Consider the following 25,547-nt stretch of genomic DNA (forward strand, 5'->3'; position numbering starts at 1 on the left):
TCTAGAATACGTAAGGGATAAGCCAACGTTGGAATTAATAGGAGGCCAAGAATTAATTCATTTCCTTGAGGAAAATTTGGAGTAACTGGTTTGACCTTTATACCTAGTTGTATAAAAGAATTAGCCCAGATAAAATAAAACACAAAAATAAGAAATGACTGAAAAAGCACAATCATAAAGCTAGGTACATGTTTCTCAACACACTGAGAAATATAATTATGATTAATTAATTTAAGAGAAAGCAGGTGATCCCATGCCAAACAATAACAAACCCAACAGCTTAATCACAGAGAAGTCACCGTACTTACTTCAACACGCCCACAACCCCGTAAACTGGCACCCTTGGGGAGAAGAAGCCTTCGAAAAAGCGAAACGCGAAAACAAGCCGGTTCTTGTCAGCATCGGCTATTCGACTTGCCATTGGTGCCATGTAATGGCCCACGAATCCTTTGAGGACGAAGAGATCGCCGGTATGTTAAACGATAAATTCATAGCCATCAAGGTTGATCGTGAAGAGCGGCCTGATGTGGATTCCGTGTATATGAGAATCTGCCAGCTGATGACGGGGCAGGGCGGGTGGCCGCTGAACGTGTTCGTCACACCAGATCAAAAGCCGTTTTATGCGGGGACGTATTTTCCGAAGACAAGCAAATATAACCGTCCGGGTTTTATTGATGTGCTTGAACATCTGTCCGAAACGTTTGCGAATGACCGGCAGCATGTCGAGGATATCGCCGAAAACGCCGCCGCTCATCTTGAAGTCAAGATTCACCCGGCCGAGGGCATGCTTGGCGAACAGGCGGTTCATGACACGTATCGCCAGCTGGCCGGCGGGTTTGATACGGTGTACGGCGGGTTCGGCCAGGCTCCGAAATTTCCGATGCCGCATATGCTCATGTTTCTGCTTCGCTACTACAGCTATACGGGCAAGGAACAGGCTTTGGCCGGCGTAACCAAGACACTCGACGGCATGGCGAACGGCGGGATTTTTGACCACATCGGGTTCGGATTCGCCCGCTACTCGACTGATAATGAATGGCTCGTGCCGCATTTTGAGAAAATGCTGTATGACAACGCCCTTCTCCTGACCGCATATACAGAAGCCTACCAAGTCACGGGCAATGAGCGCTACAAACAGATTGCGATGCAGATCGTCACGTTTATTCAGCGGGAAATGATGCATGAAGACGGCAGCTTTTTCTCAGCTTTAGACGCCGATACTGAAGGCCGTGAGGGGAAATATTACATATGGTCCAAAAAAGAAATCATGAATCTTCTCGGTGATGAACTCGGCCCGCTTTACTGCAAGGTGTATAACATCACAGATCAAGGCAATTTTGAAGGCGAAAACATCCCGCACCTCATTTTCACGCGGCGTGAGGCCATCCTCGAAGAGACCGGCCTCACCGGAAATGAGCTGGCCGAACGCCTTGAAGAGGCAAGAACAAAATTGCTGGAGGCGCGTGAAAACAGAAGCTATCCGCATACAGATGACAAAGTGCTGACCTCATGGAACGCGCTCATGATTGCCGGGCTGGCAAAGGCCGCAAAGGTATTTCACGAGCCTGACTTTCTCAGCATGGCGGAAACAGCGATCCGCTTTCTCGAACGGCACCTCATGCCGGACGGGCGCGTCATGGTCCGCTATCGCGAGGGCGAAGTGAAAAACAAAGGGTTTATCGATGATTACGCTTTTCTCATCTGGGCTTACCTTGAACTGTATGAAGCGGGTTTTCATCCGTCTTATCTGCAGAAAGCGAAAACGTTATGTACAAGCATGCTGGAGCTGTTCTGGGATGAACGGCACGGAGGCTTCTTCTTTACGGGGAATGATGCCGAAACCCTTCTTGTCAGGGAAAAAGAGGTTTATGACGGGGCAGTGCCTTCCGGAAACAGCGCGGCTGCCGTACAGCTGCTTCGTCTCGGCCGCCTGACGGGTGACATATCACTGATTGAAAAAGCCGAAGCGATGTTTTCCGTGTTCAAACGGGAAATAGAGGCCTATCCGAGCAGCAACGCTTTCTTCATGCAAAGCGTACTGGCACACACAATGCCCCAAAAAGAAATCGTTGTTTTCGGAAGGAAAGATGACCCGGACAGAAAACGTTTCATTGAGGCGCTTCAGGAGCATTTCACTCCCGCCTATACGATTCTCGCCGCAGAACATCCGGAAGAGCTTGCCGGCATTTCTGACTTTGCCGCGGGTTATCAAATGATCGATGGGAAGACAACTGTCTACATTTGTGAAAATTTCGCCTGCCGGAGACCGACGACGGATATTGATGAAGCGATGAACACCTTACAAATCAGCAGCAGAGCCTAGGCGGCCTGCTGCTTTTCTTTTTTCACAAAACGGAACGCGAGCCATGCGAAGATAATATTGATCACCAGAGTCGATATGCAATCATATATTTCATAGCCGCCGGCTGCTGTTGTAAATATCGACGGAATGCCGCCGTACACCGAATGATCCTCTGTGAGAAAGATAAATAAAAACATATTATTGGCAGCGTGACCGCCAAGGGACATCTCCAGACTGCCGGTTTTAATCGTGATAAAGGTCCAGATCATGCCAATGGTGACATATCCGATTCCCGCCCAGAGAGCTCCATTTTCCATCTCCGGATTTCCGAAATGAAGTGCGCCGAATAATCCGCCGATAATGACTGTCAGAACCACCGCGTTTGCCGTCAATTTTCCGGCGAACTGAAGCAGAAAACCGCGAAAGAGAAATTCCTCCGCAGAGGTTTGAATCGGCACCAATAAGACGGCCGCCGCTAACAGCAGCAGAAAACGTGAAGCATGGAATTCCTGAAGCATGAAACGATCCGGATGAATTGTAAAATCAATCAGCCCCGCGACAAACATCAGCACAACATATGTGCCGAATCCAAAGAAAATCCTCTTCCAGTTCAGCGACTGATTCGGTGTGATGATGGATAAAAACCGCCGTTTCATAATGAAACGAACCGCTATCCAAATGCCCGGAATCGCAATGAAATAGACGATATGCTGTAAATAAATATCCGCCAGCGGGTCACTTAATGCCGCCTCATCCCAATTTATCGTCAGTGAAGGATTGAAAGCGGACGTGAGAAACATATAAAACACGGTCAGTATGCTTCCGAAAAAGAACAAACCCACAATGACCAACAGAGAAAGAAGATATCTCGATACACTATTTCTTCCCTCTGCGGGCCGTACAAACGTATTCATATTTATGCATCAACTTCCTTTCCTTCAACATTTTACAATATAAACAGAAACAGATATAGGAAATGTTATATATTTTAAGAAGAAAGCGCTATGCCGTTTCCTTTGGCTCTGGTTATTTACACTCTGTTTTTGCCAAAAAAAGACCTTTATAATGTATTCGTCAGATAAATTTACAGTATTTTCTGATTACAATTGCAAAGTCAGGGGGTTTTTTATGAAACATCAGACATTCTCAAATGTAGCGAACCGATTAGACCGTCTCCCCATTTCGCGTGTGCACTATCAAGTATTAACCGCTCTCGGAATCATCTATTTTTTCGATCTCGCTGATCTGTTTACGCTCAGCAACGTGGCTCCGGCGCTGATTGAGCATTGGGGCGTGAAGCTGTCCACCATTGCCGACATTACGGCCGCATCCTTCCTGGGCATGTTTTTAGGCGCGTCCATCGGCGGAAGGCTGTCCGATCGGATCGGCAGGAAAAAAGCGCTGAATTGTTTTGTCCTTGTCTTTTCGATCTCATCTTTTCTGAATGCGCTGGCATGGGACATTCCGTCCTTAATGATTTTCCGCTTCTTGACCGGGCTCGGCGTCGCGGCCGCCATGATTGTGACGAACAGCTATTTGGCGGAATTTTTTCCATCCTCCGTACGGGGAAAATACATCTCCCTTTGCGCCATGATCGGACTGATCGGCGTTCCCGTCACAAACGTTGTTTCCGCTTTTGTCATTCCTTTAGGCTCATGGGGGTGGCGGCTCGTATTCGTATGGGGGGCGGCCGGTCTCATTTATTTCTTTTTTATCCGCCGGCTTGAGGAATCGCCGCGCTGGCACGAAAATCGGGGCGCATATGATCAGGCAAACACCATTATGAACCGTCTTGAAGCACGTATAGAGAAAGAAAAAGGCCCGCTTCCCGCGCCAAAAGAGGCGGCTGAAGTACATACAGTGAAGCACGCAGGCTACTTAGGGCTGTTTCAGGGCAGGAATTTAAAGATCACCATCATCCTGTCAGCGGTATGGATTCTTGAAACCTTTGGCTTTTACGGCTTTGCTTCATGGGTGCCCAGCCTGCTGAAAAGCAACGGCATCACCATGGAAAAAACGCTGTGGTACAATGTGCTTCACTCTGTCGGCGCGCCGCTTGGCGCATTGCTCGGTTCCATGATATCCGAGACGTTCCAAAGGAAATGGATTCTGGCCGCAAGCGCTTTTCTGACTGCCATTGCCGGACTGTTATACGGCATGACGTTTATTCCCATCATGATTATTGTGTTTGGATTTGTCGTCAACGTCACGGAACGGATTTTCACCTCAAACTTATACGCATATACATCGGAGCCGTATCCTACGGAATATCGCTCGGCCGGGAGCGGGCTGGCGTACGGGCTCGGCCGTTTTTCCAATATATTCGGCTCCCTGCTCGTCGGATTTATTGCCGTTAAGCTCGGCTACATCAGCGTCTTTTTGTTCATCGGCGGCTGCTGGCTTCTATGTTCCGTTTTGTTAATCCTCTTCGGCCCGAAAACAAATGCTCAGCAAATTTAATCAAAAAAACAGTGCGGACTCACTCCGCACTGTTTACACTGTGATTTCTATCAAATTGCCTTCCCAATCCTCTATCACGCTCTCATAATATCCGTCACCCGTCACGCGCGGGCCGCTTACGACCTGAAATCCATCGTTTTTAAACGTCTCCGTCAATTCATTCACCCGCTCCTTGCTGCCTGTAGAAAATGCGAGATGCGCCCATCCGGTCATATTCTGTGCCGGAGCTTCATCAATGCCGCCTTTTTTCATAAGTTCCAGCCTGCATCCAGAGTCAAATGAAAGAAAATACGATTTGAAATCTTTTTTCTCATTATGATAAAGGTCATTGGCCTTGGCGCCGAAGTATGTCTCATAAAATTCTTTCATCCGTTCTAAATCTTTCACCCATATCGCTGCATGTTCAATTCGCATATGTCCGCCTCCCTTTTTTTCTCAATCTAGTTATAAAGCATGAAACCCATTTCAGCTCAAGACTTTTTCCGCTGAAATTGATGCATAATTTGTTTTTTAGCCGTTTCTTCGTGAAAAAACAGCAAAAATGCTTCCTTTCCGACCCGTTCCAAATGAAGTTCCAGGGATGGAATATTTAATGCCCGGCTGACGCTCAGATTTCCCTCGCCGATGATCTCCGCGTCCCATTTCTGTTCTTTCGCAAACTGGTACAAGCCGGCAGCCACATCATCACTGTGCGCATAAACGGCCGTCGGCGCCTTGTCGAAACCCCAGAAGTGCTCACCCGCCCGCTTTCCGTCGTCCATATCATGGCATCCGACCAGAATGCGGGTTTCATCAAGAGAGCCGAAAACCGCCTTATATGCGGTTACCTTGTCGGCCGTACTCGGGCTTTTTTCCGCTTCCCGCACACATGTAAAAGCAACGTCTTGATGCCCGCGGTTCTTCAAATACAAAAAGCTTTCTCTGTATGCTGCCTGCCTGTCATTATAAGCGCAGGGAATCTCTTGATGCTGTGTATATTCACAAGCGACAATGGGACCGTATTCCAGGTAAGGCACGGCGGTTTCCCATTCATTCGCACGGGACGTGACAATCAGTCCGTCAATCTTTTTCATTTTCAGCAGTTCGAAATAGGTCATCTCTATAGCGGGGTCATAGTTGGTGGGGAGAAGGGTTGTCACGTAATCATGGGCAAACGCTTCCTTCGTGATACCGTTTACAATTTTGTCAAAGCAGGGATGGTCGCTGTACGGCAAAATCACGCCGATTGTATTGGTCTTTCCGCGAATCAGATCAATGGCGGTTCGATTAGGGGTATAATCCAGCTCCTTCATCACTTGATTCACAAGACGCCTTTTCTCCTCAGATACGTACGGGTGTCGGTTTAATACGCGTGATACGGTGGCCACCGACACATTCGCCAGTTTCGCAATCTCTTTTATATTTGCCATGTGCTCCTCCATTTTCGGTGATAAAAAAGCAGCAAGAGTGGATTTCTCTTACTGCTATCTCATCATAAATCCACTGTCATTTCAACAGGGCAATGGTCAGAACCCATGATATCGGCACAAATGGCCGCTTCGCTGATCCGCTGCTTCAGTCTGTCTGAAACAATAACGTAATCAAGCCGCCAGCCGATGTTTTTCTCACGTGCGTTCGTCCTGTAAGACCACCAGGAATAGGCGCCTTCCCGATCAGGATATAAATAGCGGAATGAGTCGGTAAATCCGGCGTTCAGCAGGGCGCTGAACGCTTCCCGCTCCTGATCCGAGAAACCGGCGTTCTTCCGGTTGGCTTTCGGATTTTTTAAGTCTATCTCCCTGTGTGCGACATTCAGATCGCCGCATAATATCACGGGCTTCTTCCGGTCAAGCTTCTGCAGATAATCCTTAAAATCGGCTTCCCATTGAAGACGGTAATCAATTCGCTCTAATCCGCGTTTGGCATTAGGCGTATAACAGTTGACGACAAACACATGCTCAAATTCAAGCGTGATCACCCGTCCTTCTTGTTCATGGTCGTCAATCCCCAGTCCATAGAACACGTGCAGCGGCTTTTCTTTCGAAAAAACAGCCGTGCCTGAGTAGCCTTTTTTCACCGCATAGTTCCAATAGGCGTGATATCCTTCAGGCTGTAATGATACTTGTCCGTCCTGTACTTTTGTTTCTTGCAGACATAGAATATCGGCTTCCGTTTCCTGAACGTAAGTATTGATATCTATCTTTTTCATCACGGCACGCAAGCCGTTTACATTCCAAGAAATCAGTTTCATGTGTTCCCTCCTGTCCGGCTCAGCCGGTATTCCAGTGTTTCAATGTTTCCGCCCTCTAATGCCAGCAGCTGCTTTTTCATTTCTAAACCGCCTCTGAATCCGGTCAGTTTCCCGTTTTTCCCGATGACGCGATGGCACGGAACCGTAATCAATACCGGATTTTTTCCAATCGCGGCGCCCACGGCTCTTACAGCTGCCGGTTTCTGAATCATTTCTGCTATATCCGAATAGGAGTATGTCTCGCCGTACGGTATGTCCATAAGCGCTTTCCATACAGCAAGCTGAAATTCTGTCCCGTAAAGATCCACCGGCACTGAAAAAGCTGATCTGCCATTGTCGATGTACTCGGACAGCTCTGCCGTGTAAGACGCCAGCTTTTCATCATCACGTGCCAATCGGTATTGCGGTATTGCTTTTTTTGCCCACTGCTCAAGCTCTTCAAAGCTTCCATGATTTGACCCTATAAAGCAAAGCCCCTTAGATGTGGCGGCTGTATACAGGCTCCAATCATTCCGTGTGAAAAGTGTCCAATAGACCATAGGCTCTTTACTCATATTGAACCTCCCTGTCCCATTTTGGCCGTTTTTCTGTATTCTGTGGGCGAACTCCCGGTTCTCTTTTTAAAAAGAGTCGCGAAATGCGCTGTGTTTGGAATTCCGACAGTCAGAGCGATCTCCATGACTGTCATATCAGTATGCTTTAAAAGGTGTTCCGCCTTCGACAATCTTATTTTCTGTATATACTCAATCGGGGACATTCCCCTGATTTTTTTAAATGTCCGCTGTAAATGATAGGGGCTGCCGTGACACATTTCGGCCAGTACACTCAGAGTCAGGGATTCGTGATAATGGCGTTCAATGTATTCAATGATTTGAGCAATCCATTCTTCATCAGGAAGACGAAGACCGTTCGGCCGGCACCTTTTACAGGGACGAAAATGTCTCTCGAGCGCTGCATCAGCCGTATCAAACACCAGCACGTTTTCTTTATTCGGAACTCTCGATTTACAAGAAGGCCGGCAGAAAATCCCCGTCGTTTTTACTGCATAATAAAATACTCCGTCATAAGAAGCATCATTGCGTATGATTGCGCTCCACTTTTCATCAGTCAGGATATTTCTGTCTGTCTCCATCTCAGCCACCCCCTGTTTTTCAGTATAAACAAATTCATTGCATAAGTACGCGTTTTTGAATAGAGGAGCAAGATAACAAAGATAGGTGTCAGGAGCACTTCCATGTTTCATGTGAAACATTTCGGCAGGATGGAGGGGGACTGATATAAAAAAAGAGCAGGAGCCCGCAGGCTCTTGCTCTTTTTTCGGCTTACTCGCCAGTTACGTATGGAAGTAAAGCCATTTGACGTGCGCGTTTGATCGCGATAGTCAATTTACGTTGGTATTTCGCGTTTGTTCCAGTTACACGGCGAGGTAAGATTTTACCACGCTCAGAAACAAACTTTCTAAGAAGATCTACATCTTTGTAATCGATGTGCGTAATGCCGTTAGAAGTGAAGTAACAAACCTTACGGCGTTTCGCACGACCGCCTCTGCGTCCTCCTGCCATTGTCATTTCCCACCTTTCTCGTTATGAATATAGCGATAATCTATTAGAACGGAAGATCATCATCCGAGATGTCAATCGGCTTGCCGTCGTTGGCAAATGGATCATCATTAAAGCTGTTCCCTTGATTTCGTCTCTGGTTGTTCTGATTTCCGCCGAACGGATTATCATTTTGGCCTCCGCCAAAGTATTGGCCTCCGCCGCTGTTTCCTTCGTTGTATCCGCCTGATCCAGAACCGCCGCTGTTTTTAGGCTCAAGAAATTGAACACTTTCAGCTTGGACTTCTGTCACGAAGACACGCTGTCCCTGCTGGTTTTCATAATTTCTTGTCTGGAGTCGGCCGTCTACGCCGGCAAGGCTTCCTTTTTTAAGAAAGTTTGCAACGTTTTCGGCTTGTCTTCTCCAAGTGACACAATTAATGAAATCGGCTTCACGTTCTCCGGACTGGTTCGTGAATGTACGATTCACAGCAAGAGTAAACGTGGCGACAGCCGCACCGCTTGGCGTATAACGAAGCTCTGGGTCTTTTGTCAGTCTTCCGACTAATACAACTCGGTTAAGCATATGAAAGACCACCTTTTAACATTATATATTTCAAATTGCTTATTCTTCTTCTTTAACAACGATGTGGCGAATGATATCGTCACTGATCTTAGCTAAACGGTCGAATTCAGCAACCGCTGCAGCTTCAGACTGAACGTTTAAGATTTGGTAGAAACCGTCACGGAAATCATTGATTTCGTAAGCAAGACGACGTTTACCCCAATCTTTTGTTCCAGTGATCTCCGCTCCGTTAGAAGTCAATACGTTGTTGAAACGCTCGATAACTGCCTTCTTTGACTCTTCGTCAATGTTCGGACGGATAATGTACATAACTTCGTACTTTTTCATCTGTTTGCACCTCCTTTTGGTCTAAGCGGCCCTATAATGGGCAAGGAGCAATAATTCTATTACTCACAAGTTTATATTATACCAAAGCTCTTGTCCCTTTACAACTGTGTCCTATACATTAAATCGGAAATGAATGACATCTCCGTCTTGGACTACATATTCCTTACCTTCCAGACGCACTTTTCCGGCTTCTTTCGCTCCGGACATTCCGCCGCCTGCCAAAAGGTCTTCATAAGCAACCGTTTCAGCGCGGATAAAGCCGCGTTCAAAGTCAGTGTGGATGATACCCGCACACTCAGGAGCTTTCATGCCTTTTCTGAATGTCCATGCGCGCACTTCCTGTTCGCCCGCCGTAAAGTATGTCGCAAGACCGAGAAGAGAGTATGACGCTTTAATCAGCTGATCAAGACCTGACTCTTCGATGCCGAGCTCCTCAAGGAACATTTGCTTTTCTTCGCCTTCCAATTCAGCAATTTCAGACTCAATTTTCGCGCAGACGACGATAACCTCGGCGTTTTCACCCGCGGCGTACTCCCGGATTTTCGCAACATATTCATTATCTGAAGGATCAGCCACTTCATCCTCGCTTACATTTGCTACATAAAGCACGGGTTTTGACGTAAGCAAATGAAGCTGCTTCACAAGCTTTTGCTGTTCTTCCGTAAATTCAACGGAACGGGCAGGCTTTTCTTGTTCGAAAGCTTCTTTTAATTTAGACAGAATGTCAAATTCAAAAACCGCTTCTTTGTCTTTTTGCTTCGCAAGCTTGCTTACACGCGTGATGCGTTTTTCGACTGTCTCCATGTCGGCAAGAATCAATTCAAGGTTGATCGTTTCAATATCGTCAATCGGATCGACTTTCCCTGACACGTGCGTAATATTGTCATCAGCGAATGCGCGTACAACGTGGCAGATCGCATCTACCTGACGGATATGAGAAAGAAACTTATTTCCGAGTCCTTCACCTTTAGATGCGCCTTTTACGATCCCCGCGATATCAGTGAATTCAAACGCAGTCGGCACCGTTTTTTTCGGGTTCACCAATTCAGTCAGCTTTTGCAGACGTTCATCCGGCACTTCCACGATTCCCACGTTCGGATCAATTGTACAGAACGGGTAGTTGGCTGATTCGGCACCAGCCTGGGTAATTGCATTAAATAACGTCGATTTTCCGACATTCGGCAAACCGACAATTCCAGCAGTTAAAGCCATTCTTTCATCTCCTCTATATCAAACCATCATCGTATAAACGTATTGTAAACCTAGAGCAATTATAAGGAGGTTCATAGGAAAAGACAAGCTGAGAAAAAAGCATTTCCCGCCCTCTCACTCCTTAGATTATCCTTTTTTAACCGCTACCAGACAGTCAAAAAGCGTACTTCCCATTCCATTATCGGAATTTGAATCCTTTGTGAGCATGTTGACGGAGCCTCCGAATGCCGCCCACATGCCTTCATCTATATTCACCGTCTTCGGGTGAGCCTGCTTCATGATTTTCACCCTGCCGCGCAGACTGCCGCGGTCATTGTATACCTCTGCCGTATCTCCGTCTTGAAGTGAAAGCTCCTCGGCGATATCCGGCGACAGATCCACCTGAATCTGCTGAAGCTTTTCAATAAACGGCACGTGCTGTGAATGATTGGAGCGCTGCGGGTGAATGGACAGCAGCGTATACGGGTATTTCCCGGCAAGCCCGGCGTCATGATAAACAGACTCCTCCGGCACCTCCAATTGAGGGAGGCCGCTGTATCCTTTCTCTTCTGCCAGTGACGAGACGAATTCAAATTTTCCGCTCGGGGTTAAAAATTGAAAATCACTCCACGGAACCTGTTTGACCGGAAGCGGCATATGTCCTTTTTCCTTTAATTGCTCAAGGGTGATTCCTTCTTTCTCCAAAGAAGAGAGCCCCATTTTTAAGAAATCTTCCGTACTGTAATCAAACAGCTCCCCGAATCCGAGACGCTTTGCGAGTTCCGTCCAGATCCAGCGGTCTGATTTTGCCTCTCCCTGCGGTTCCGCAAGCTTCTTGCCATATTGAACATAGTGATGATACATGCTGGAATAATAAATATCTTCCTCTTCGAAAACAACGGCCGTCGGCAGCACATAGTCACAGAGCTTCGCCGTATCGGTCATGACCGAATCAATGGCCACTGTGACCGGTGTTTTTTCAAACGCTTCCTTCACTTTTTTTGTATTCGGCACCTGTGTCAGCGGATTGCCGCACGTCACGATGATCATCTCAATCGGCGGATCGGCTGCATTCAGCGCCTCTTCAGCTTGAGTCATCATCGAAAACGTTCTCGAACTTTTCTTCAGATCAGGACGGGTGAGCTCGGCCTTTGCAAAGCTTTCACCGACTTGCACATTTCCGAAGTTTGCGCCGCCGCCTTTAATACCGACATTTCCGCTCGCCGCAGCTAAAGCGTCAATCCACCGTATCGTCCCGCCCCCGTTTTTATATCTCTGCATCCCAAGACCCATAAAAGTGGAGGCGGGACCGTCAGCATATAAATCAGCAAGATATTCAAGCACTTCTAAAGACGTTTCTGTTTTCTCAATGATCTCCTCAAAAGAAATCGTCTTCAGAAGCTTTTCTATTTCTTCAAAACCGACCGAATGCCTTTGAATGAAATCGGAATCGGTTCTGCCGGTTTGGCATAATATTTTTAAAACACCCGCCGCAAGCCAGCCATCCATGCCGGGTTTGACGGATATATACCGATCGGCAAGCTTTGCAGTCGGGTTAAAAATAGGATCAATGACCGTCAGTGTCGCTCCTTTTTTCTTCACCTGCTGCAGATGGTGATAGAGGTGCATATTCGTCCGGGACACGTTTCTGCCCCATACGATCACATGCTTGCTGTGATAAATATCAAGCGGTCCATGCCCGTAAGAACGCCCGAAATCCCAGCGCTGCGCTTCAATGCCGGAACCCCAGCAAATGCTGCCCGCAATCTCCGTTACACCGCCGTATCCATTGAAAAAACGCTGGTCGAGCGCCTTCAAAAGACCGTTATTGGCGTAATCATGACTGTGCAGCACTGCGGCAGTGCCCAACGTCTCCTTAATCACCGCCATTTTTTCAGCAATTTCATCTAACGCCTGCTCCCAGGAAATGCGGACAAATTCGCCGTCTTTCTTTTTTAAAGGAAAACGAAGCCGTTCCGGCGCATTCGTTTTCGTCTCCAGCATTCTGCCCCGGCCGCAAATTTTTCCTTCCGTAATGGGATGATTCGGGTCTCCGTCTACTTTCGTCACCTTTCCATCCTCAACTGTCACCAAAAAGCCGCAGCTGTCCCAGCAATTCAGCGGGCACGCTGACTGATGCACTTTGCTCATCTGGCCTCTTCCTCTCCTCTATATGAAAAAGCATGAGCGCCAGCCCTTATGATGTAGGCTCCTCATGCTTGACGAGTACTTTTTTCAGCTTTCTCTCAAAATCTCTTCTCGGAATCATGACACTGTGGGAACAACCCGTGCATTTGATCCGAATATCCATTCCCATCCGAATGATTTTCCACCTGTTTTCACCGCAAGGATGCGGTTTCTTCATTTCAACAATATCATTCAGGCCAAAGTCTTTATCCGCCAAGACCCTTCACCTCTCTCCATAGACTGCTTTATTTATTGTACAAAAAAAGACAGGATAAGAGCAACGGCCGCACTCAAAATGAGCATTATACTTTTTTCCATCTCCCTAAAATAGGGTAAAGAAGAAGACATACCAGCAAATAAAGACTTAAAAGCCCGTAAATGGGATATAAAATCGCGATCAAATCTGAAAAACCGATTGTCGTAAAAGGCACCATCACAGCTAAAAGAAGAGCTACGAGCGTCCATCTCGGCAATTTCACAAATGCAAGCATGCGGCTGGAAAGCCCGAACAGACCGGTCACGGTTGTCGTATAGATGGCTAAAAAAAGCACGGCGGCCATACAAAGAAATAACGGATAAGGAGCGCCTTCAAGGACGGCGAAAAGAGGCATCTCATATTGTGTAAGACTGCCTGAAAGCTGCACAAGCGTTTCATTGTAAACAAATGAAATCACACCGAAAATCAGCCCGCTTGCAACGCTTGCGATTTTCGCTTCTCCCAGTCCTTTCATATCTTTCCCGATTGAAGAAAGAACAGCGACAACAGAAAGGATGTTTAAGGACGTGAAGGTAATGCTTGCCGGCCAATTATACTGGCGGGTCAAATCTATCGTCCACGTGTAATGATGGGTTGTCTGAAAAAAGACCAATGCATATAACAGCCCCGCTACAAGAATCGGTATCAAAATACTATTCAGAGATAATATTCCTTTTATATCCCAAAAGAATAAACCGACGGTCACAATGCAAAGAAGAAAAATACTGATCCAAAACGGCAGCTTGTAAATTTGCAGCGTCACACCGCCGCCGGCAATCATAACCATCGTCATTGAAAACAAATAAAACATAATAAGCACATCATAGACTTTAGCAAGAGCCGGCCCCATCAGATGCTCAAGCACAGGTAAAAAGTGCGTTGATTGAACCCGATAGCTGATCTTCAACACAATATAAGCCGAAATCGTAAACATGACTGTAAACAATACAATAGCCAGTCCGCTTTCGACACCGAAGAACTGCCATATTTCCTGCCCGCTTGCATACCCAGCCCCAATCTGGCTGCTTAATATGAGCAGCATCCACTTCATCCCGGCTCTCCACACCCTCATCACCTCATAAAATTTCTGATCATCTCCGCATATTGCTACTATATTGAGTGACAGCGGCAAACATTCATACAAATGGGACAAATATGGTATGATAACGACGATTGACTATTCAGAAAATTTTATTTATATAAGGAGCTCAAATCATGTACATCAGGCGTTTAACCGCAAATGATACCAAGCCTTACACCGATATCAGGCTCAAAGCTTCAAAAGATCACCCGGACGCGAGGCTTGAATCCGGTAATGCCATCGTGCTTGGCGCCTTTGAAAAAGACAGACTGATAGGAATCCTCAAGATCTCCAAGCATTCGCTGTTTAAACTAAGACACATTGCGGTTATCGGTTCTATGTATATTTCCCCCAAACATCGAAGGTCAGGCGCAGGAAAAGCGTTACTGACGGAAGCCATCAGCCAGGCAGCAAAAAAGATGAAAGACACAGACAGCTCCATCTCTCTGTTACTCAACAAATGAACCCGCAAAAAAACTCTACGCTCAGTTAGGATTTACCCTCTTTTCTACAGAAAAAAGAGCGCTGAAATTAGATCATCAGCAATATGTAATGTAGATCAAATGGTCTTATTTCTTTCATGAACTTAAAGAATAACTGCTCTGAGTTCTTTTTTCTATCCCGCTCTTTTCAAACAACCGGCATGCTGATCATGACATAAGCATAAAAAAAGGCAGCGCTGGATATACTGTAAACAACCTACATCACCAAAAACAACAATGTAATACTCGTATGACATGACAAGGAAGTGAACCTTATGAATCGAAAAGGCGGGCTTTTTTCTCAAGAACGGGCAAAACAATATGTATCTCATACGGATTCTTCTGCTGCGAATCAAATACAAGCGATCCTTACTTCATCTTTACGTAAAGCAGCCGGCAGACCGTTAGTCACCGTGTGTATCGGTACAGATCGGTCGACCGGAGATTCATTAGGTCCGCTCGTAGGAACAAAGTTAGAAAAAATGAATTTAGGCAGATTGCACGTTTACGGCACGCTGTCAGATCCTGTTCACGCCGTCAATATGAAAGACAAGCTGAAAGATATTCAACATCTACATAAAAATCCGTTTATTATAGCGGTTGATGCTTGTTTAGGCCGCGTCAAAAGCGTAGGCTCATTTCAAATCGGCGATGGGCCGCTGAAGCCCGGAGCAGGTGTTCAAAAAGACCTTCCTGAAATTGGTGACGTCCATATCAATGGAATCGTCAATGTCAGCGGGTTTATGGAGTATTTTGTCCTGCAGAATACGAGGCTTCATCTTGTTATGAGCATGGCAAATGTTTTAGCAGAGGGGTTACAGCTGACAGATAAATCAGAAGGCCGGCAGGAACGGCTCAGTCCGTTTCATAAGCTGACAAGACGTATATAAAAAACCATCTTTTAAAAAAAGATGGTTTTTACGCTTCTCTTTCAGACAATAGTTCTAGGATACGTTCAAGATCTTCATTTGAGAAAAACTCAATCTCAATCTTCCCTTTTTTCTTTTGTCTCTTAATATTTACTGTTGTTCCGAAGTAATTTTGCAAATACGATTCCCGCTCTTTTAACACAACATCTTGAACAGGTTCTTTTTTCTTTGTTTCACGTGGAACATTGTTGTTTAACTGCTGAATCAGCTGCTCAAGCTGACGGACGTTCAGCTGTTCTTCAACCACTTTCTTCACAAGCGGTTCAAGCTTGTTTTTATTTTTCAAACCAAGCAAGGTTCTGCCGTGTCCCATGGATAACGTACCTTCTGCAATGAGGTTCTGGATGCTTTCCGGCAGCGTCAGCAGTCTTAAATGGTTGGCAATATGAGGCCTGCTTTTCCCGAGCCGTTTAGCGAGCTGTTCCTGGGTTAAATCCAAATGCTTCAGCAGTGAGTCATATGCCAGAGCTTCTTCAAGCGGTGATAAGTCTTCACGCTGAAGGTTTTCCAAAAGAGCGATTTCCCGCATCAGCGATTCAGATAAATCCCGCACGATAGCCGGCACTGTCTCTTTACCGGCAAGTTTTGCGGCGCGGTAACGGCGTTCGCCGGCTACAATATCATAGCCCTTCAATGATTTTCTCACGATAATGGGCTGAAGAATGCCATGCTGAATGATGGATTCCTTCAGTTCAGCTAATGACTCATCGTCAAATTGTTTTCTTGGCTGATAAGGATTGGGGCGCAAATCACTGATTTTAATCTCTTCCACTGTCTCTTCAGACAAATCAACCTGATTAAACAACGCGTTAATCCCTTTTCCGAGCCCGCCTTTAGCCATTCGCTGCCACTTCCTTTGCTAAATCTAAATATACTTCCGCACCTCTCGAACGCGGATCGTATAATATGATCGGCTTGCCGTGACTCGGCGCCTCACTTAAACGGACATTGCGAGGGATAATGGTTTGATACACTTTATCTCTAAAGTATTTCTTTACCTCCTCTATCACTTGAATGCCGAGATTCGTTCTGGCATCAAGCATCGTCAGAAGCACTCCTTCTATCATTAAGTCGGTATTTAAATGTTTTTGCACAAGCCGAACTGTATTTAATAATTGACTCAATCCTTCAAGAGCGTAGTATTCGCACTGAACCGGGATAACGACTGAATCTGAAGCAGTAAGCGCATTAATCGTTAATAACCCGAGAGACGGAGGACAATCAATAATCATGTAATCGTAATTTTGTTTCACTGATTCTAATGCTCTTTTCAGCCTGACCTCCCGTGAGATCGTCGGAACCAATTCGATTTCCGCTCCCGCAAGCTGGATCGTGGCCGGAATGACATCTAAGTTCTCTACTGAAGTCGGTTTAATAATATCTGTAACATCTGCATCATCTACTAAAATGTCGTACACACAATGATCCACATCGGCTTTTTCAATCCCTAATCCGCTCGTTGCATTGCCCTGCGGATCAATATCAACAAGAAGAACCCTTTTACCTATGTAAGCCAAGCAAGCCCCCAGATTAACAGAAGTCGTCGTCTTCCCGACTCCGCCTTTTTGGTTCGTAATTGCTATGATTTTTCCCACGATGTCACCTACCTTCACATGAACATGTACTGTCTTGTTTCTATCTTATCAAAAAAAGAGTAAAGCGTTTTATTTTTTTCATAATTTGTTTATCAGCAAGTGAAAAAAATGTAAACGAAAAAGACACTTTCTAATATAAGTTCTCCGATAAAGTGACTTTTTTGACTGTAAAAAGACAATTCACGACACAAAAAGATAAAATTTTACATATATAATGTATAGTGCACAATAAATCTATTATTATCTCAAAATAGTTTTTTGATTAAAATAAAAACTCCCCTGCTGATCAGGAGAGTTTTTATTTAGGTATCCGAATGGTAAGCTGGATGTACTCTTCGAATTCTTCTTCTTCAGTGTTCAGCCTGACGCCGCTGTCTTCCACCATGGACAGTGACTGACGAATCGTATTCATCGCAATTCTTGTATCCCTGCTGAACGCTTTGCGTCTCGGCTTTGGTTTCTGCTTATTCTGTTCAAGCATTTTCACCACTCTGTCTTCTGTCTGCTTGACGTTTAAGCTTTTCTCAATGATTTCCGCAAGCAATGTGACCTGAAACTCCGGCTGTTTGAGCGGAATCAGTGCTCTTGCATGACGTTCCGTAATTTTTTTCTCCATAATCGCATCCTGGACGGGTTCCGGGAGCTTTAACAATCGGAGCTTGTTCGCAATCGTTGACTGGCCTTTTCCTAAGCGCTGCGCCAAGGCTTCCTGTGTTAAATCATGAAGTTCTAACAGCCTTGCGTACGCATGAGCTTCCTCAATGGAGGACAATTCTTCCCTTTGCAGGTTTTCAATCAAAGCGACAGATGCTGTTTCCGTATCAGAAAAATCTTTAATAATTGCGGGAATCTTCTCCCATTCAAGCGTCTGTACCGCTCTCCAGCGCCTTTCACCCGCAATGAGCTCATATTGTCCTTCATCTTCTGTATGTCTGACAACAATCGGCTGAATGATGCCGTGTGTATGGATAGTCATTGCTAACTCTTTGATTTTTTCATCTGAGAAAATGGTGCGTGGCTGAAAACGGTTGGGAACGATAGCATGTACCGGTATTTCGAGTATCTCTTCTTTGTTTGTATCATGCTCAGCTATCTCCGGTTCCTCTTCCTTCTCACCAAACCCGAAGAAACGAGAGAATGAATGCTTCATGTACCTACACCACCTTTAAAAACTGCCATTTTTATAATTCTATTTTCTCATGGTTTTTCCTGCTGTATCTTCATCAATTTTGCAGAAAATATGATGGAATTGTCACATCAGGCTGTCTAAATTACCCTTCAATTGGCGATTTATTTGGAGTACCCGGTTTTCTCGGATATTTTTTCGGAGTGCTTTTCGTCTTGCGAATGATCATAATGTTCCGTTCACTTTCTTCAACGGGAAGTGTAAAGGAATGAACTTGTTCAAGCTCTCCTCCCAATACTTTAATCGCCTTTTGCCCCGCTTTCAGCTCTTCATCAGCGGCTGCAGCTTTTAATGCCGCAAAAATACCGTTTTTCTTGGCCAGCGGCAGACAAAGCTCACTCAGGACCGACAGACGCGCCACCGCACGGGCCGTCACGAGATCGAAGCTTTCCCGGACGTCTTTCCGCTGTCCGAATGTCTCCGCTCTGTCATGGACAAATGTTGTATGCTCTAATTGTAAAGCATCAGAGAGAGTTTCCAAAAACGTAATCCGCTTATTCAGTGAATCGACGATGGTGACATGCAGATGCGGGAAGCAGATTTTGACGGGCAGGCTTGGAAAACCGGCGCCGGCGCCGACGTCACAAAGAGTGGTGACCTTTTCAAAATCAATATAAAATGCCGCCGTTATCGAATCATAAAAATGCTTGAGATAAACTTCCTTTTTCTCAGTGATGGATGTCAGATTCATTTTTTCGTTCCATTCCACGAGCATCCGGTAATACAACTCGAATTGCTCCAGCTGGCGGTCAGAAAGGGAAATCCCTTTCTCCGCTAAACTGGATGTAAATTCCTCTATATTCATGCCGTCATCCTTTCTATTCAGCTACCTTGGCAATACGGCCCTGCTCCAGGTATACCAGCAGGATTGAAATGTCTGCCGGATTGACGCCGGAAATACGGGACGCTTGAGCAACTGATAAAGGACGCACTTCTTTCAGCTTTTGACGGGCTTCAGTAGCAATTCCTTTAATGGCGTCATAATCAATCCGATCAGGGATTTTTTTGTTTTCCATTTTCTTCAGCTTTTCCACTTGCTGCAAGGATTTTTCGATATATCCTTCATATTTCACCTGAATTTCCACTTGTTCCGCCACGTCTTGCGGAACCGGAGAATCTGCAGGCGCAAGTTTTGTCACTGTTTCATAGTTCATTTCCGGACGTTTCATTAAATCTGTGCCGCGCACTCCGTCTTTCAGCTCGCTTCCGCCGAGTGAACGGATATATTCCTGATTCTCAGGAGACGGCTTGATAATAACAGACCAGAGACGTTTTTTCTCCGCCTCGATCGCCGCTTTTTTCTTCTCAAACGCTTCATAGCGCTCATCAGAAATTAAGCCGATATCGTGGCCGATTTCCGTCAGACGAAGATCCGCGTTGTCGTGACGGAGCAGCAGTCTGTATTCCGCCCGTGAAGTCAGCAGACGGTACGGTTCATTGGTTCCTTTCGTTACCAAATCATCAATCAATACACCGATATAAGCATCGGAACGGCTGAGGATCACTTCTTCTTTTCCAAGCGCTTTGCGGCCTGCGTTGATCCCTGCCATAATTCCTTGCCCGGCTGCTTCCTCATAACCTGATGTACCGTTAATTTGACCGGCTGTGTACAGGTTAGGGATTTTTTTCGTCTCCAGTGTAGGCCAGAGCTGCGTCGGTACAATCGCGTCATACTCAATCGCGTAACCGGCTCTCATCATCTGCACCTTTTCCAGTCCCGGAATGGTCGCCAGCATCCGCTGCTGCACGTCCTCAGGAAGACTCGTGGATAAACCTTGAACGTATACTTCCTGCGTATTTCTGCCTTCCGGCTCAAGGAAAATCTGATGACGCGGTTTATCATTAAACCGCACGACTTTATCTTCAATCGAAGGGCAGTATCTCGGTCCCGTTCCTTTAATCATACCGGAATACATTGGCGAACGATGCAGGTTGCTGTCGATGATCTCATGAGTCTCAGGACTCGTGTAAGTCAGCCAGCAAGGCAGCTGATCGGTAATGTATTCAACCGTTTCATATGAGAAAGCGCGCGGAACCGGGTCCCCCGGCTGGATTTCTGTTTTGCTGTAATCAATGGAATCGCTTGAGACACGAGGAGGCGTACCCGTTTTAAAACGGACGAGATCAAAACCGAGCTCCTCTAAGTGCTCAGAAAGTTTAATAGACGGCTGCTGGTTATTCGGACCGCTTGAGTAAGACAGATCACCGAGAATGATCCGCCCTCTTAAATACGTTCCGGTTGTCAGCACGACCGTTTTTGCCTTATATTCAGCACCGGTTTGCGTAATGACACCGCGGCACTCCCCGTCTTCAATGATTAAACGCTCGGCAATCCCTTGAAGAAGTGTCAAATTCGGTGTTTTTTCCAGCGTATGCTTCATTTCGTGCTGATATTGGAATTTATCCGCCTGCGCACGCAGCGCCCGTACGGCCGGACCTTTTCCTGTATTCAGCATTCTCATTTGAATATGAGTTTTATCTATATTTCTAGCCATTTCTCCGCCGAGCGCGTCAATTTCGCGGACGACAATCCCTTTCGCGGGGCCGCCGACAGACGGATTACATGGCATAAACGCAACCATATCAAGATTGATCGTCAAAACAAGCGTTTTGGCTCCCTGGCGCGCGGATGCGAGGGCAGCCTCAACACCGGCATGCCCGGCGCCGATGACAATCACGTCGTATTGGCCTGCTTCATACCCCATGGTTTTTTCCTCCCTTTTATTTACCTAAACAAAATTGTGAAAAGAGCTGATCAATTAAGCTTTCGTGGACGGCATCACCGATGATTTCGCCCAGCAGCTCCCAGCACCTTGTCAAATCAATTTGCACCATATCAATCGGAACATCCTGTTCAATTCCGTTCAGCGCATCATCAATCGCTTGCTTTGCCTGATGCAGTATCGAGATATGACGGGTGTTGCTGACATAGGTGAGATCTCCGCTTTCGATCGCTCCTGTATAAAATAGCGACTGAATCGCTTCCTCTAAATCTTGAATGCCTTCTTCTTTCAGCAATGAGGTCGTGACGACAGGCCGGCCTTTCGCCAGTTCCTTGACGCGCTCAGCGTCAATCTTAGCCTCAAGGTCCGTCTTATTCATAATGACAATGACGTCCATTCCCTCAACCGCTTCAAACAATTTCACATCTTCTTCAGAAAGCTCTTCGCTGTGGTTAAGCACAAGCAAAATGAGATCCGCTTCCTTCAGAACCTGCCGTGACCGTTCCACACCGATTCTTTCGACGATGTCTTCTGTCTCACGGATTCCGGCGGTATCGACAAGCCGAAGCGGCACGCCTCGGACATTGACATATTCCTCAATCACATCACGCGTCGTTCCCGGAATATCGGTTACGATCGCCTTCGTTTCATGGACAAGGCTGTTAAGCAGAGAGGATTTTCCGACGTTCGGACGGCCGATGATCACGGTAGACAGTCCCTCACGCAAAATTTTCCCCTGCTCAGACGTATGGAGCAGCGCCTCGATTTCTTTCTTCACGCCGCTTGCCTTCTCCACTAAAAGCTGATGCGTCATTTCTTCGACGTCATCATATTCCGGATAATCTATATTAACCTCAACATGGGCAAGTGTTTCTAACAACTCATCACGCAGACGGCGGACAAGCGCGGAAAGCCGTCCTTCCATCTGGTTCATGGCGACATTCATGGCACGGTCCGTTTTGGCCCTGATCAGATCCATCACCGCTTCCGCCTGTGATAGGTCAATCCGTCCGTTTAAAAATGCGCGCTTCGTAAACTCACCGGGTTCTGCCAGTCTCGCACCTTCTCTTAAAGCAAGCTGGAGCACCTGATTAACCGTCACAATACCCCCGTGACAGTTGATTTCAATGACATCTTCCCTTGTGAATGTTCTGGGCGCTCTTAAAACAGACACCATGACTTCCTCAATAATCCGTCCCGTCGTGCTGTCCGCGATATGCCCGTAATGAATGGTATGCGATTCTGCCGAACTGAGCGTTTTGCCTTTCGGACCCTTGTACATTTTGTCGGCGATCTTTACGGCTTCCGGGCCGCTCAGCCGAACGATCGCGATCGCGCCTTCACCCATCGGAGTTGAAATCGCTGCAATTGTATCCATGCTGTTCACCTCTCTTTATCTCTGTTTCCATCTATATAAAAAATTTTATTTACGCCAAAATTAAAAGATAACATAGTTTGGTTTGAAGTGGAAGATACGTTATCCACAAAGGCAGAAATTCATCCCTTATTACTTTAACTTATCCACATGTGAATAACAATTAATTTTATTTCCTAAAACCTTTTTTATCAACAGCATAGACCGAAAAAGAAAAAACTTAAACGCAAAAAATGCGATTCTGCTTAGGAATAGAGCCATTTTTACCAATAAAAAAACCGAAGTTCCGATTTTACCCGGACTTCGGTTTTCTGCTATCTTTATGGGAAATAACGAGATGGCGGTACCGGCCTTCACCGGTAGAAAAAGTTTTGATATTTGGATGCTTTGACAGCGCGTCATGGATGATTTTTCTTTCACCTGACGGCATCGGTTCTAAATGCACATCTTTTTTCGTTTTCGACACTTGCTTGGCCAGCCTGTTTGCCAGCTGCTCCAGAATTTCTCTTCTTTTCCGCCGATAATTCTCAGCGTCGACAACGGCTTGGCGATACTGGCCGGAGCCGCGGTTCAAAACAAGCTGCGTCAATGTTTCCAGGGCATTGAGTGTTTGTCCTCTTTTGCCAATAAGCAGCGCCGCTTTTTCACCTTTAATGTGAAAACAGACTGTTTTCTTGTTTTCTTCCGTAACAATCTCAGAAGGTCCGGCAATGGAATGGATGATTTCTTCCAAATACACTTTCGCTTCATGAACAGGATTTTTTTTCTCTTCCAGTTCTACGATCGCATTCTTTTTTCCGAAAATACCCAAAAACCCTTTGTATTCTTCTTGCACCACCGTTATTTCTACTTGATCTTTCGTCAGTTGAAGTTCCTGAAGGCCTGATTGAACTGCTTCTTCGACATTCCGTCCCGCAGCAGTCACCTTCTTCACTTTTTCTTTCCTCCCGCTTTCTGCGTTTCCGGATCGTGTTTAATGTCAGGTCCTTTAATAAGGAATGTCTGAGCAATCATAAACAGGTTTCCGACTACCCAATACAGAGAAAGCGCGCTCGGGAAGTTGATCGCAAATACGATAATCATGATCGGCATAATCCATACCATCATTGCCATTTGAGGATTCTGAGTCGGATTTCCGGCCATCATCAGCTTCTGCTGGACAAAAGTGGCCACACCGGCAACGATAGGAAGAATATAGTAAGGATCCTTCTCTCCTAAATCAAACCATAAAAAGCTGTGCTGTGAAATGGCTTGCGTACGCATAATGGCGTGGTAGAATCCGATCAAAATCGGCATTTGAATCAGGATCGGGAAACATCCCGCCAGCGGGTTTACCCCGTGCTTTGAAAACAGGGCCATCGTTTCCTGCTGAAGCTTCTGCTGCGTTTTTTGATCTTTAGAGCTGTATTTTTCTCTGAGCTTCTGCATTTCAGGCTGCAGCGCCTGCATCGCTTTTGAGCTTCGAAGCTGCTTGATCATCAGCGGCAGAATCAGCAGACGAATTAAAATCGTAACGATGATGATCGATAAACCATAGTTATCGCCCGTCAGTTTCGCTACGTACGTAATGACTTCTGACAATGGATACACAACATATTTGTCCCAGAAATGCGGACTATTCGCCGTAATCGGCTCTTTCACACTCGAGCACCCGGCCAGCAGCACGAGCATACCGACCATACTCAGTAGTAACCATATTCTCCTTTTCAAGAACGTTTCCTCCTATACCAATCTTTATGAACCTTGTATGTATTTTAGCATCTTTCAGTTTCAAATGGCGTTCATTTTTCGCCAAATAAAAGGAAGCGCTTTTAAAAACGTGAAGAAAACAAAATATGAGCTATTTTGACGAAGATTTCTTATATAATGAGGTTTTTCTGAATAAGTGCTGCAGACTCTTTTTCGTTTCTTCAAAACTGAGGTCGCCGGCGGGTTTTCTTGCGATAATAATAAAATCTTTCGGCTTGAGCAGCTCTTTTTCCTCCTGAACAGCCTGTCTGATTAACCGCTTCACCCGATTGCGCACGACGGCATTGCCGATTTTTTTACTGACAGAAAGCCCTACCCGGAGCTCTTCCTGTTTCGGCTGATCAAGCGTATACAGCACGAACTGGCGGTTTGCCATAGACGTTCCGCGTTTAAACACTTTTTGAAAATCTTCATTTTTCTTTAACCGATTTCGCTTCTTCACTTTAATTCACTCCGATATTCACTCGCAGAAACTTTTATTTCTATCTAAAAAAACGGGCCGCCGGAATACTGAAGAAATTTCTCCAGTACCGGGCGACGCATGACATCTCACTCTCTTAATGTGAAAAAAGACCACTGACATTATTCAGTGGCCTAAGCTGATAATACTTTTCTGCCTTTGCGGCGACGGCGTGCTAATACTAGACGACCGTTTTTTGAACTCATACGGCTTCTGAAGCCATGAACTTTACTGCGTTTACGGTTATTCGGTTGGAATGTTCTTTTCATTTATGACACCTCCCTCGAGGAATAGCTGTTAAAGACAGTCTTACTTATTATATTTGTGCTGCCTATTCATTGTCAACTTCAGCAGTGCATTTATTTCTTACAACCATAATAGGATAACATACCTTAACCAGTTTAGAAACCTTATTTTTCATATTCCTTTTTTTAACGCAAAAAAAAAGCCGCGCTCCCTCGAAAAAACGACATGTGGATAATTTTTCGGTCTTTTTTTAATATCCACAATCGTTATCGACAACATTTTCACATTGCTAACCCCTGTGGACAAAGATTTTTCAACAAGTTGTCAGGTTTGTGGATAAGATTACGAGAACCATTGCAAGTCCTCGCTTAATTTGATATTATATTTGTGTTTTAACTCTTAATTACTTATCCAGTCCATTCTCTTTATCCACAAAGTGTGGATAAGTTGTGGATTGTTTTCACACAGCTTGTGTAGATTGTTGTCCACAACTTGTGGAATTTGTCGAAAAGCTATTTTTCTACTATACTATATGTTTTCAACATTTCGTGTGTACGAATGGTCAGAGCCATATGCTCTTTTTTTGTGTTCTATAACAGGGAAAGGGCGCTGATTTTTAAAGAAAAGGAGGGCTGTGCCGGATA

General features: G+C 45.7%; 27 protein-coding genes. 4 read left to right on the forward strand and 23 right to left on the reverse strand.

All coding sequences use genetic code 11. The features are described from left to right. Positions 1-253 precede the first annotated feature (253 nt). A complete protein-coding gene (locus tag NYE38_RS20070; protein ID WP_289394699.1) occupies positions 254-2,323 on the forward strand; it encodes a thioredoxin domain-containing protein in 2,070 nt (689 codons plus the stop codon). Here the strand turns inward: NYE38_RS20070 and NYE38_RS20075 are convergent. Continuing rightward, positions 2,320-3,216 (reverse strand): CPBP family intramembrane glutamic endopeptidase, encoded by an 897-nt coding sequence (locus tag NYE38_RS20075; RefSeq protein WP_017418443.1) that lies wholly within the window; start codon positions 3,214-3,216, stop codon positions 2,320-2,322. The two genes, NYE38_RS20070 and NYE38_RS20075, sit on opposite strands and share 4 nt — an antisense overlap. A gap of 214 nt (positions 3,217-3,430) precedes the next feature. Between NYE38_RS20075 and NYE38_RS20080 the strand changes: the two genes are divergently transcribed. Then, positions 3,431-4,762 carry an MFS transporter gene (locus NYE38_RS20080; RefSeq protein ID WP_014419380.1) on the forward strand — a complete coding sequence of 444 codons (1,332 nt, stop codon included), beginning with the start codon at positions 3,431-3,433 and terminating at the stop codon, positions 4,760-4,762. Between the two features lie 33 nt (positions 4,763-4,795). Here NYE38_RS20080 and NYE38_RS20085 read toward each other — a convergent pair whose 3' ends face one another. The 12 genes from NYE38_RS20085 to NYE38_RS20140 form a co-directional block, all read right to left on the reverse strand. Next, positions 4,796-5,176: a VOC family protein gene (locus tag NYE38_RS20085; protein ID WP_017418442.1), complete on the reverse strand. Its 381-nt coding sequence runs from the start codon at positions 5,174-5,176 to the stop codon at positions 4,796-4,798. A 56-nt stretch (positions 5,177-5,232) separates the two neighbouring features. Next, the gene (locus NYE38_RS20090) at positions 5,233-6,171 is read right to left on the reverse strand and encodes a LacI family DNA-binding transcriptional regulator (RefSeq protein ID WP_025650114.1); all 939 of its coding nucleotides are present in this window, start codon (positions 6,169-6,171) and stop codon (positions 5,233-5,235) included. A 62-nt stretch (positions 6,172-6,233) separates the two neighbouring features. Beyond that, complete coding sequence (gene xth / locus NYE38_RS20095; RefSeq protein ID WP_123117558.1) at positions 6,234-6,992, reverse strand: exodeoxyribonuclease III; 759 nt, start codon at positions 6,990-6,992, stop codon at positions 6,234-6,236. Then, a complete protein-coding gene (locus NYE38_RS20100) occupies positions 6,989-7,546 on the reverse strand; it encodes a methylated-DNA--[protein]-cysteine S-methyltransferase (protein ID WP_063636582.1) in 558 nt (185 codons plus the stop codon). Before NYE38_RS20100 ends, xth begins: the two co-directional genes overlap by 4 nt. Next, positions 7,543-8,124, reverse strand: a complete 582-nt coding sequence (locus NYE38_RS20105) for a bifunctional transcriptional activator/DNA repair enzyme AdaA (protein WP_063636583.1) — start codon at positions 8,122-8,124, stop codon at positions 7,543-7,545. The genes NYE38_RS20100 and NYE38_RS20105 overlap by 4 nt, the downstream gene beginning before the upstream one ends. 190 nt (positions 8,125-8,314) lie before the next feature. Continuing rightward, positions 8,315-8,554, reverse strand: a complete 240-nt coding sequence (gene rpsR / locus NYE38_RS20110) for a 30S ribosomal protein S18 (protein WP_004392983.1) — start codon at positions 8,552-8,554, stop codon at positions 8,315-8,317. A 43-nt stretch (positions 8,555-8,597) separates the two neighbouring features. Beyond that, positions 8,598-9,116 carry a single-stranded DNA-binding protein SsbA gene (gene ssbA, locus NYE38_RS20115; protein WP_004392979.1) on the reverse strand — a complete coding sequence of 173 codons (519 nt, stop codon included), beginning with the start codon at positions 9,114-9,116 and terminating at the stop codon, positions 8,598-8,600. A gap of 39 nt (positions 9,117-9,155) precedes the next feature. Then, a complete protein-coding gene (gene rpsF, locus NYE38_RS20120) occupies positions 9,156-9,443 on the reverse strand; it encodes a 30S ribosomal protein S6 (protein ID WP_004392977.1) in 288 nt (95 codons plus the stop codon). A 111-nt stretch (positions 9,444-9,554) separates the two neighbouring features. Continuing rightward, a complete protein-coding gene (ychF, locus tag NYE38_RS20125) occupies positions 9,555-10,655 on the reverse strand; it encodes a redox-regulated ATPase YchF (protein WP_004392975.1) in 1,101 nt (366 codons plus the stop codon). Between the two features lie 126 nt (positions 10,656-10,781). After that, a complete protein-coding gene (locus NYE38_RS20130; protein WP_017418437.1) occupies positions 10,782-12,785 on the reverse strand; it encodes a molybdopterin-dependent oxidoreductase in 2,004 nt (667 codons plus the stop codon). Positions 12,786-12,831: 46 nt separating this feature from the next. Further along, the gene (locus NYE38_RS20135) at positions 12,832-13,038 is read right to left on the reverse strand and encodes a DUF951 domain-containing protein (protein ID WP_004392973.1); all 207 of its coding nucleotides are present in this window, start codon (positions 13,036-13,038) and stop codon (positions 12,832-12,834) included. A gap of 85 nt (positions 13,039-13,123) precedes the next feature. Next, positions 13,124-14,149, reverse strand: coding sequence for a hypothetical protein (locus NYE38_RS20140; RefSeq protein ID WP_340803132.1), 1,026 nt, complete (start codon positions 14,147-14,149; stop codon positions 13,124-13,126). 143 nt (positions 14,150-14,292) lie between these two features. Here NYE38_RS20140 and NYE38_RS20145 point away from each other — a divergent pair, with 143 nt between their 5' ends. Both NYE38_RS20145 and yyaC read left to right on the forward strand, forming a co-directional pair. Continuing rightward, the gene (locus NYE38_RS20145; RefSeq protein ID WP_223257575.1) at positions 14,293-14,622 is read left to right on the forward strand and encodes a GNAT family N-acetyltransferase; all 330 of its coding nucleotides are present in this window, start codon (positions 14,293-14,295) and stop codon (positions 14,620-14,622) included. Between the two features lie 293 nt (positions 14,623-14,915). Continuing rightward, positions 14,916-15,530: a spore protease YyaC gene (yyaC, locus tag NYE38_RS20150; RefSeq protein WP_004392969.1), complete on the forward strand. Its 615-nt coding sequence runs from the start codon at positions 14,916-14,918 to the stop codon at positions 15,528-15,530. A gap of 28 nt (positions 15,531-15,558) precedes the next feature. Here the strand turns inward: yyaC and NYE38_RS20155 are convergent, their stop codons facing one another. The 10 genes from NYE38_RS20155 to rpmH form a co-directional block, all read right to left on the reverse strand. After that, on the reverse strand, positions 15,559-16,410 hold the full coding sequence (locus NYE38_RS20155; RefSeq protein ID WP_004392966.1) for a ParB/RepB/Spo0J family partition protein: 852 nt from the start codon (positions 16,408-16,410) through the stop codon (positions 15,559-15,561). Then, positions 16,403-17,164: a sporulation initiation inhibitor protein Soj gene (gene soj / locus NYE38_RS20160; RefSeq protein ID WP_007409899.1), complete on the reverse strand. Its 762-nt coding sequence runs from the start codon at positions 17,162-17,164 to the stop codon at positions 16,403-16,405. Before soj ends, NYE38_RS20155 begins: the two co-directional genes overlap by 8 nt. A 298-nt stretch (positions 17,165-17,462) precedes the next feature. Then, complete coding sequence (gene noc / locus NYE38_RS20165) at positions 17,463-18,314, reverse strand: nucleoid occlusion protein (RefSeq protein ID WP_007409900.1); 852 nt, start codon at positions 18,312-18,314, stop codon at positions 17,463-17,465. Between the two features lie 121 nt (positions 18,315-18,435). After that, on the reverse strand, positions 18,436-19,155 hold the full coding sequence (gene rsmG, locus NYE38_RS20170; RefSeq protein ID WP_014306213.1) for a 16S rRNA (guanine(527)-N(7))-methyltransferase RsmG: 720 nt from the start codon (positions 19,153-19,155) through the stop codon (positions 18,436-18,438). Between the two features lie 13 nt (positions 19,156-19,168). Then, positions 19,169-21,055: a tRNA uridine-5-carboxymethylaminomethyl(34) synthesis enzyme MnmG gene (gene mnmG, locus NYE38_RS20175; protein WP_007615086.1), complete on the reverse strand. Its 1,887-nt coding sequence runs from the start codon at positions 21,053-21,055 to the stop codon at positions 19,169-19,171. 16 nt (positions 21,056-21,071) lie between these two features. Further along, a complete protein-coding gene (gene mnmE / locus NYE38_RS20180) occupies positions 21,072-22,451 on the reverse strand; it encodes a tRNA uridine-5-carboxymethylaminomethyl(34) synthesis GTPase MnmE (protein ID WP_151140140.1) in 1,380 nt (459 codons plus the stop codon). Positions 22,452-22,740: 289 nt separating this feature from the next. Next, positions 22,741-23,382: an RNA-binding cell elongation regulator Jag/EloR gene (gene jag / locus NYE38_RS20185; protein ID WP_015418654.1), complete on the reverse strand. Its 642-nt coding sequence runs from the start codon at positions 23,380-23,382 to the stop codon at positions 22,741-22,743. Then, positions 23,379-24,128 (reverse strand): YidC family membrane integrase SpoIIIJ, encoded by a 750-nt coding sequence (gene spoIIIJ, locus NYE38_RS20190; protein WP_007409906.1) that lies wholly within the window; start codon positions 24,126-24,128, stop codon positions 23,379-23,381. Before spoIIIJ ends, jag begins: the two co-directional genes overlap by 4 nt. A gap of 160 nt (positions 24,129-24,288) precedes the next feature. Continuing rightward, positions 24,289-24,639: a ribonuclease P protein component gene (gene rnpA / locus NYE38_RS20195; RefSeq protein ID WP_004392944.1), complete on the reverse strand. Its 351-nt coding sequence runs from the start codon at positions 24,637-24,639 to the stop codon at positions 24,289-24,291. Positions 24,640-24,791: 152 nt separating this feature from the next. Next, positions 24,792-24,926: a 50S ribosomal protein L34 gene (rpmH, locus tag NYE38_RS20200; protein WP_003178075.1), complete on the reverse strand. Its 135-nt coding sequence runs from the start codon at positions 24,924-24,926 to the stop codon at positions 24,792-24,794. Positions 24,927-25,547: the final 621 nt, after the last annotated feature.

The sequence above is a fragment of the Bacillus sp. EU63 genome (assembly GCF_038592915.1).
GTDB classification, from domain to species: Bacteria; Bacillota; Bacilli; order Bacillales; family Bacillaceae; genus Bacillus; species Bacillus velezensis.

Bases quoted from the DNA above. Each gene is read 5' to 3' on its own strand.
- NYE38_RS20070 (WP_289394699.1), top strand. From the start codon at position 254: ATGCCAAACAATAACAAACCCAACAGCTTAATCACAGAGAAGTCACCG.
- NYE38_RS20075 (WP_017418443.1), bottom strand. From the start codon at position 3,216: ATGAATACGTTTGTACGGCCCGCAGAGGGAAGAAATAGTGTATCGAGA.
- NYE38_RS20080 (WP_014419380.1), top strand. From the start codon at position 3,431: ATGAAACATCAGACATTCTCAAATGTAGCGAACCGATTAGACCGTCTC.
- NYE38_RS20085 (WP_017418442.1), bottom strand. From the start codon at position 5,176: ATGCGAATTGAACATGCAGCGATATGGGTGAAAGATTTAGAACGGATG.
- NYE38_RS20090 (WP_025650114.1), bottom strand. From the start codon at position 6,171: ATGGCAAATATAAAAGAGATTGCGAAACTGGCGAATGTGTCGGTGGCC.
- xth (WP_123117558.1), bottom strand. From the start codon at position 6,992: ATGAAACTGATTTCTTGGAATGTAAACGGCTTGCGTGCCGTGATGAAA.
- NYE38_RS20100 (WP_063636582.1), bottom strand. From the start codon at position 7,546: ATGAGTAAAGAGCCTATGGTCTATTGGACACTTTTCACACGGAATGAT.
- NYE38_RS20105 (WP_063636583.1), bottom strand. From the start codon at position 8,124: ATGGAGACAGACAGAAATATCCTGACTGATGAAAAGTGGAGCGCAATC.
- rpsR (WP_004392983.1), bottom strand. From the start codon at position 8,554: ATGGCAGGAGGACGCAGAGGCGGTCGTGCGAAACGCCGTAAGGTTTGT.
- ssbA (WP_004392979.1), bottom strand. From the start codon at position 9,116: ATGCTTAACCGAGTTGTATTAGTCGGAAGACTGACAAAAGACCCAGAG.
- rpsF (WP_004392977.1), bottom strand. From the start codon at position 9,443: ATGAAAAAGTACGAAGTTATGTACATTATCCGTCCGAACATTGACGAA.
- ychF (WP_004392975.1), bottom strand. From the start codon at position 10,655: ATGGCTTTAACTGCTGGAATTGTCGGTTTGCCGAATGTCGGAAAATCG.
- NYE38_RS20130 (WP_017418437.1), bottom strand. From the start codon at position 12,785: ATGAGCAAAGTGCATCAGTCAGCGTGCCCGCTGAATTGCTGGGACAGC.
- NYE38_RS20140 (WP_340803132.1), bottom strand. From the start codon at position 14,149: ATGAGGGTGTGGAGAGCCGGGATGAAGTGGATGCTGCTCATATTAAGC.
- NYE38_RS20145 (WP_223257575.1), top strand. From the start codon at position 14,293: ATGTACATCAGGCGTTTAACCGCAAATGATACCAAGCCTTACACCGAT.
- yyaC (WP_004392969.1), top strand. From the start codon at position 14,916: ATGAATCGAAAAGGCGGGCTTTTTTCTCAAGAACGGGCAAAACAATAT.
- NYE38_RS20155 (WP_004392966.1), bottom strand. From the start codon at position 16,410: ATGGCTAAAGGCGGGCTCGGAAAAGGGATTAACGCGTTGTTTAATCAG.
- noc (WP_007409900.1), bottom strand. From the start codon at position 18,314: ATGAAGCATTCATTCTCTCGTTTCTTCGGGTTTGGTGAGAAGGAAGAG.
- rsmG (WP_014306213.1), bottom strand. From the start codon at position 19,155: ATGAATATAGAGGAATTTACATCCAGTTTAGCGGAGAAAGGGATTTCC.
- mnmG (WP_007615086.1), bottom strand. From the start codon at position 21,055: ATGGGGTATGAAGCAGGCCAATACGACGTGATTGTCATCGGCGCCGGG.
- mnmE (WP_151140140.1), bottom strand. From the start codon at position 22,451: ATGGATACAATTGCAGCGATTTCAACTCCGATGGGTGAAGGCGCGATC.
- spoIIIJ (WP_007409906.1), bottom strand. From the start codon at position 24,128: ATGGTCGGTATGCTCGTGCTGCTGGCCGGGTGCTCGAGTGTGAAAGAG.
- rpmH (WP_003178075.1), bottom strand. From the start codon at position 24,926: ATGAAAAGAACATTCCAACCGAATAACCGTAAACGCAGTAAAGTTCAT.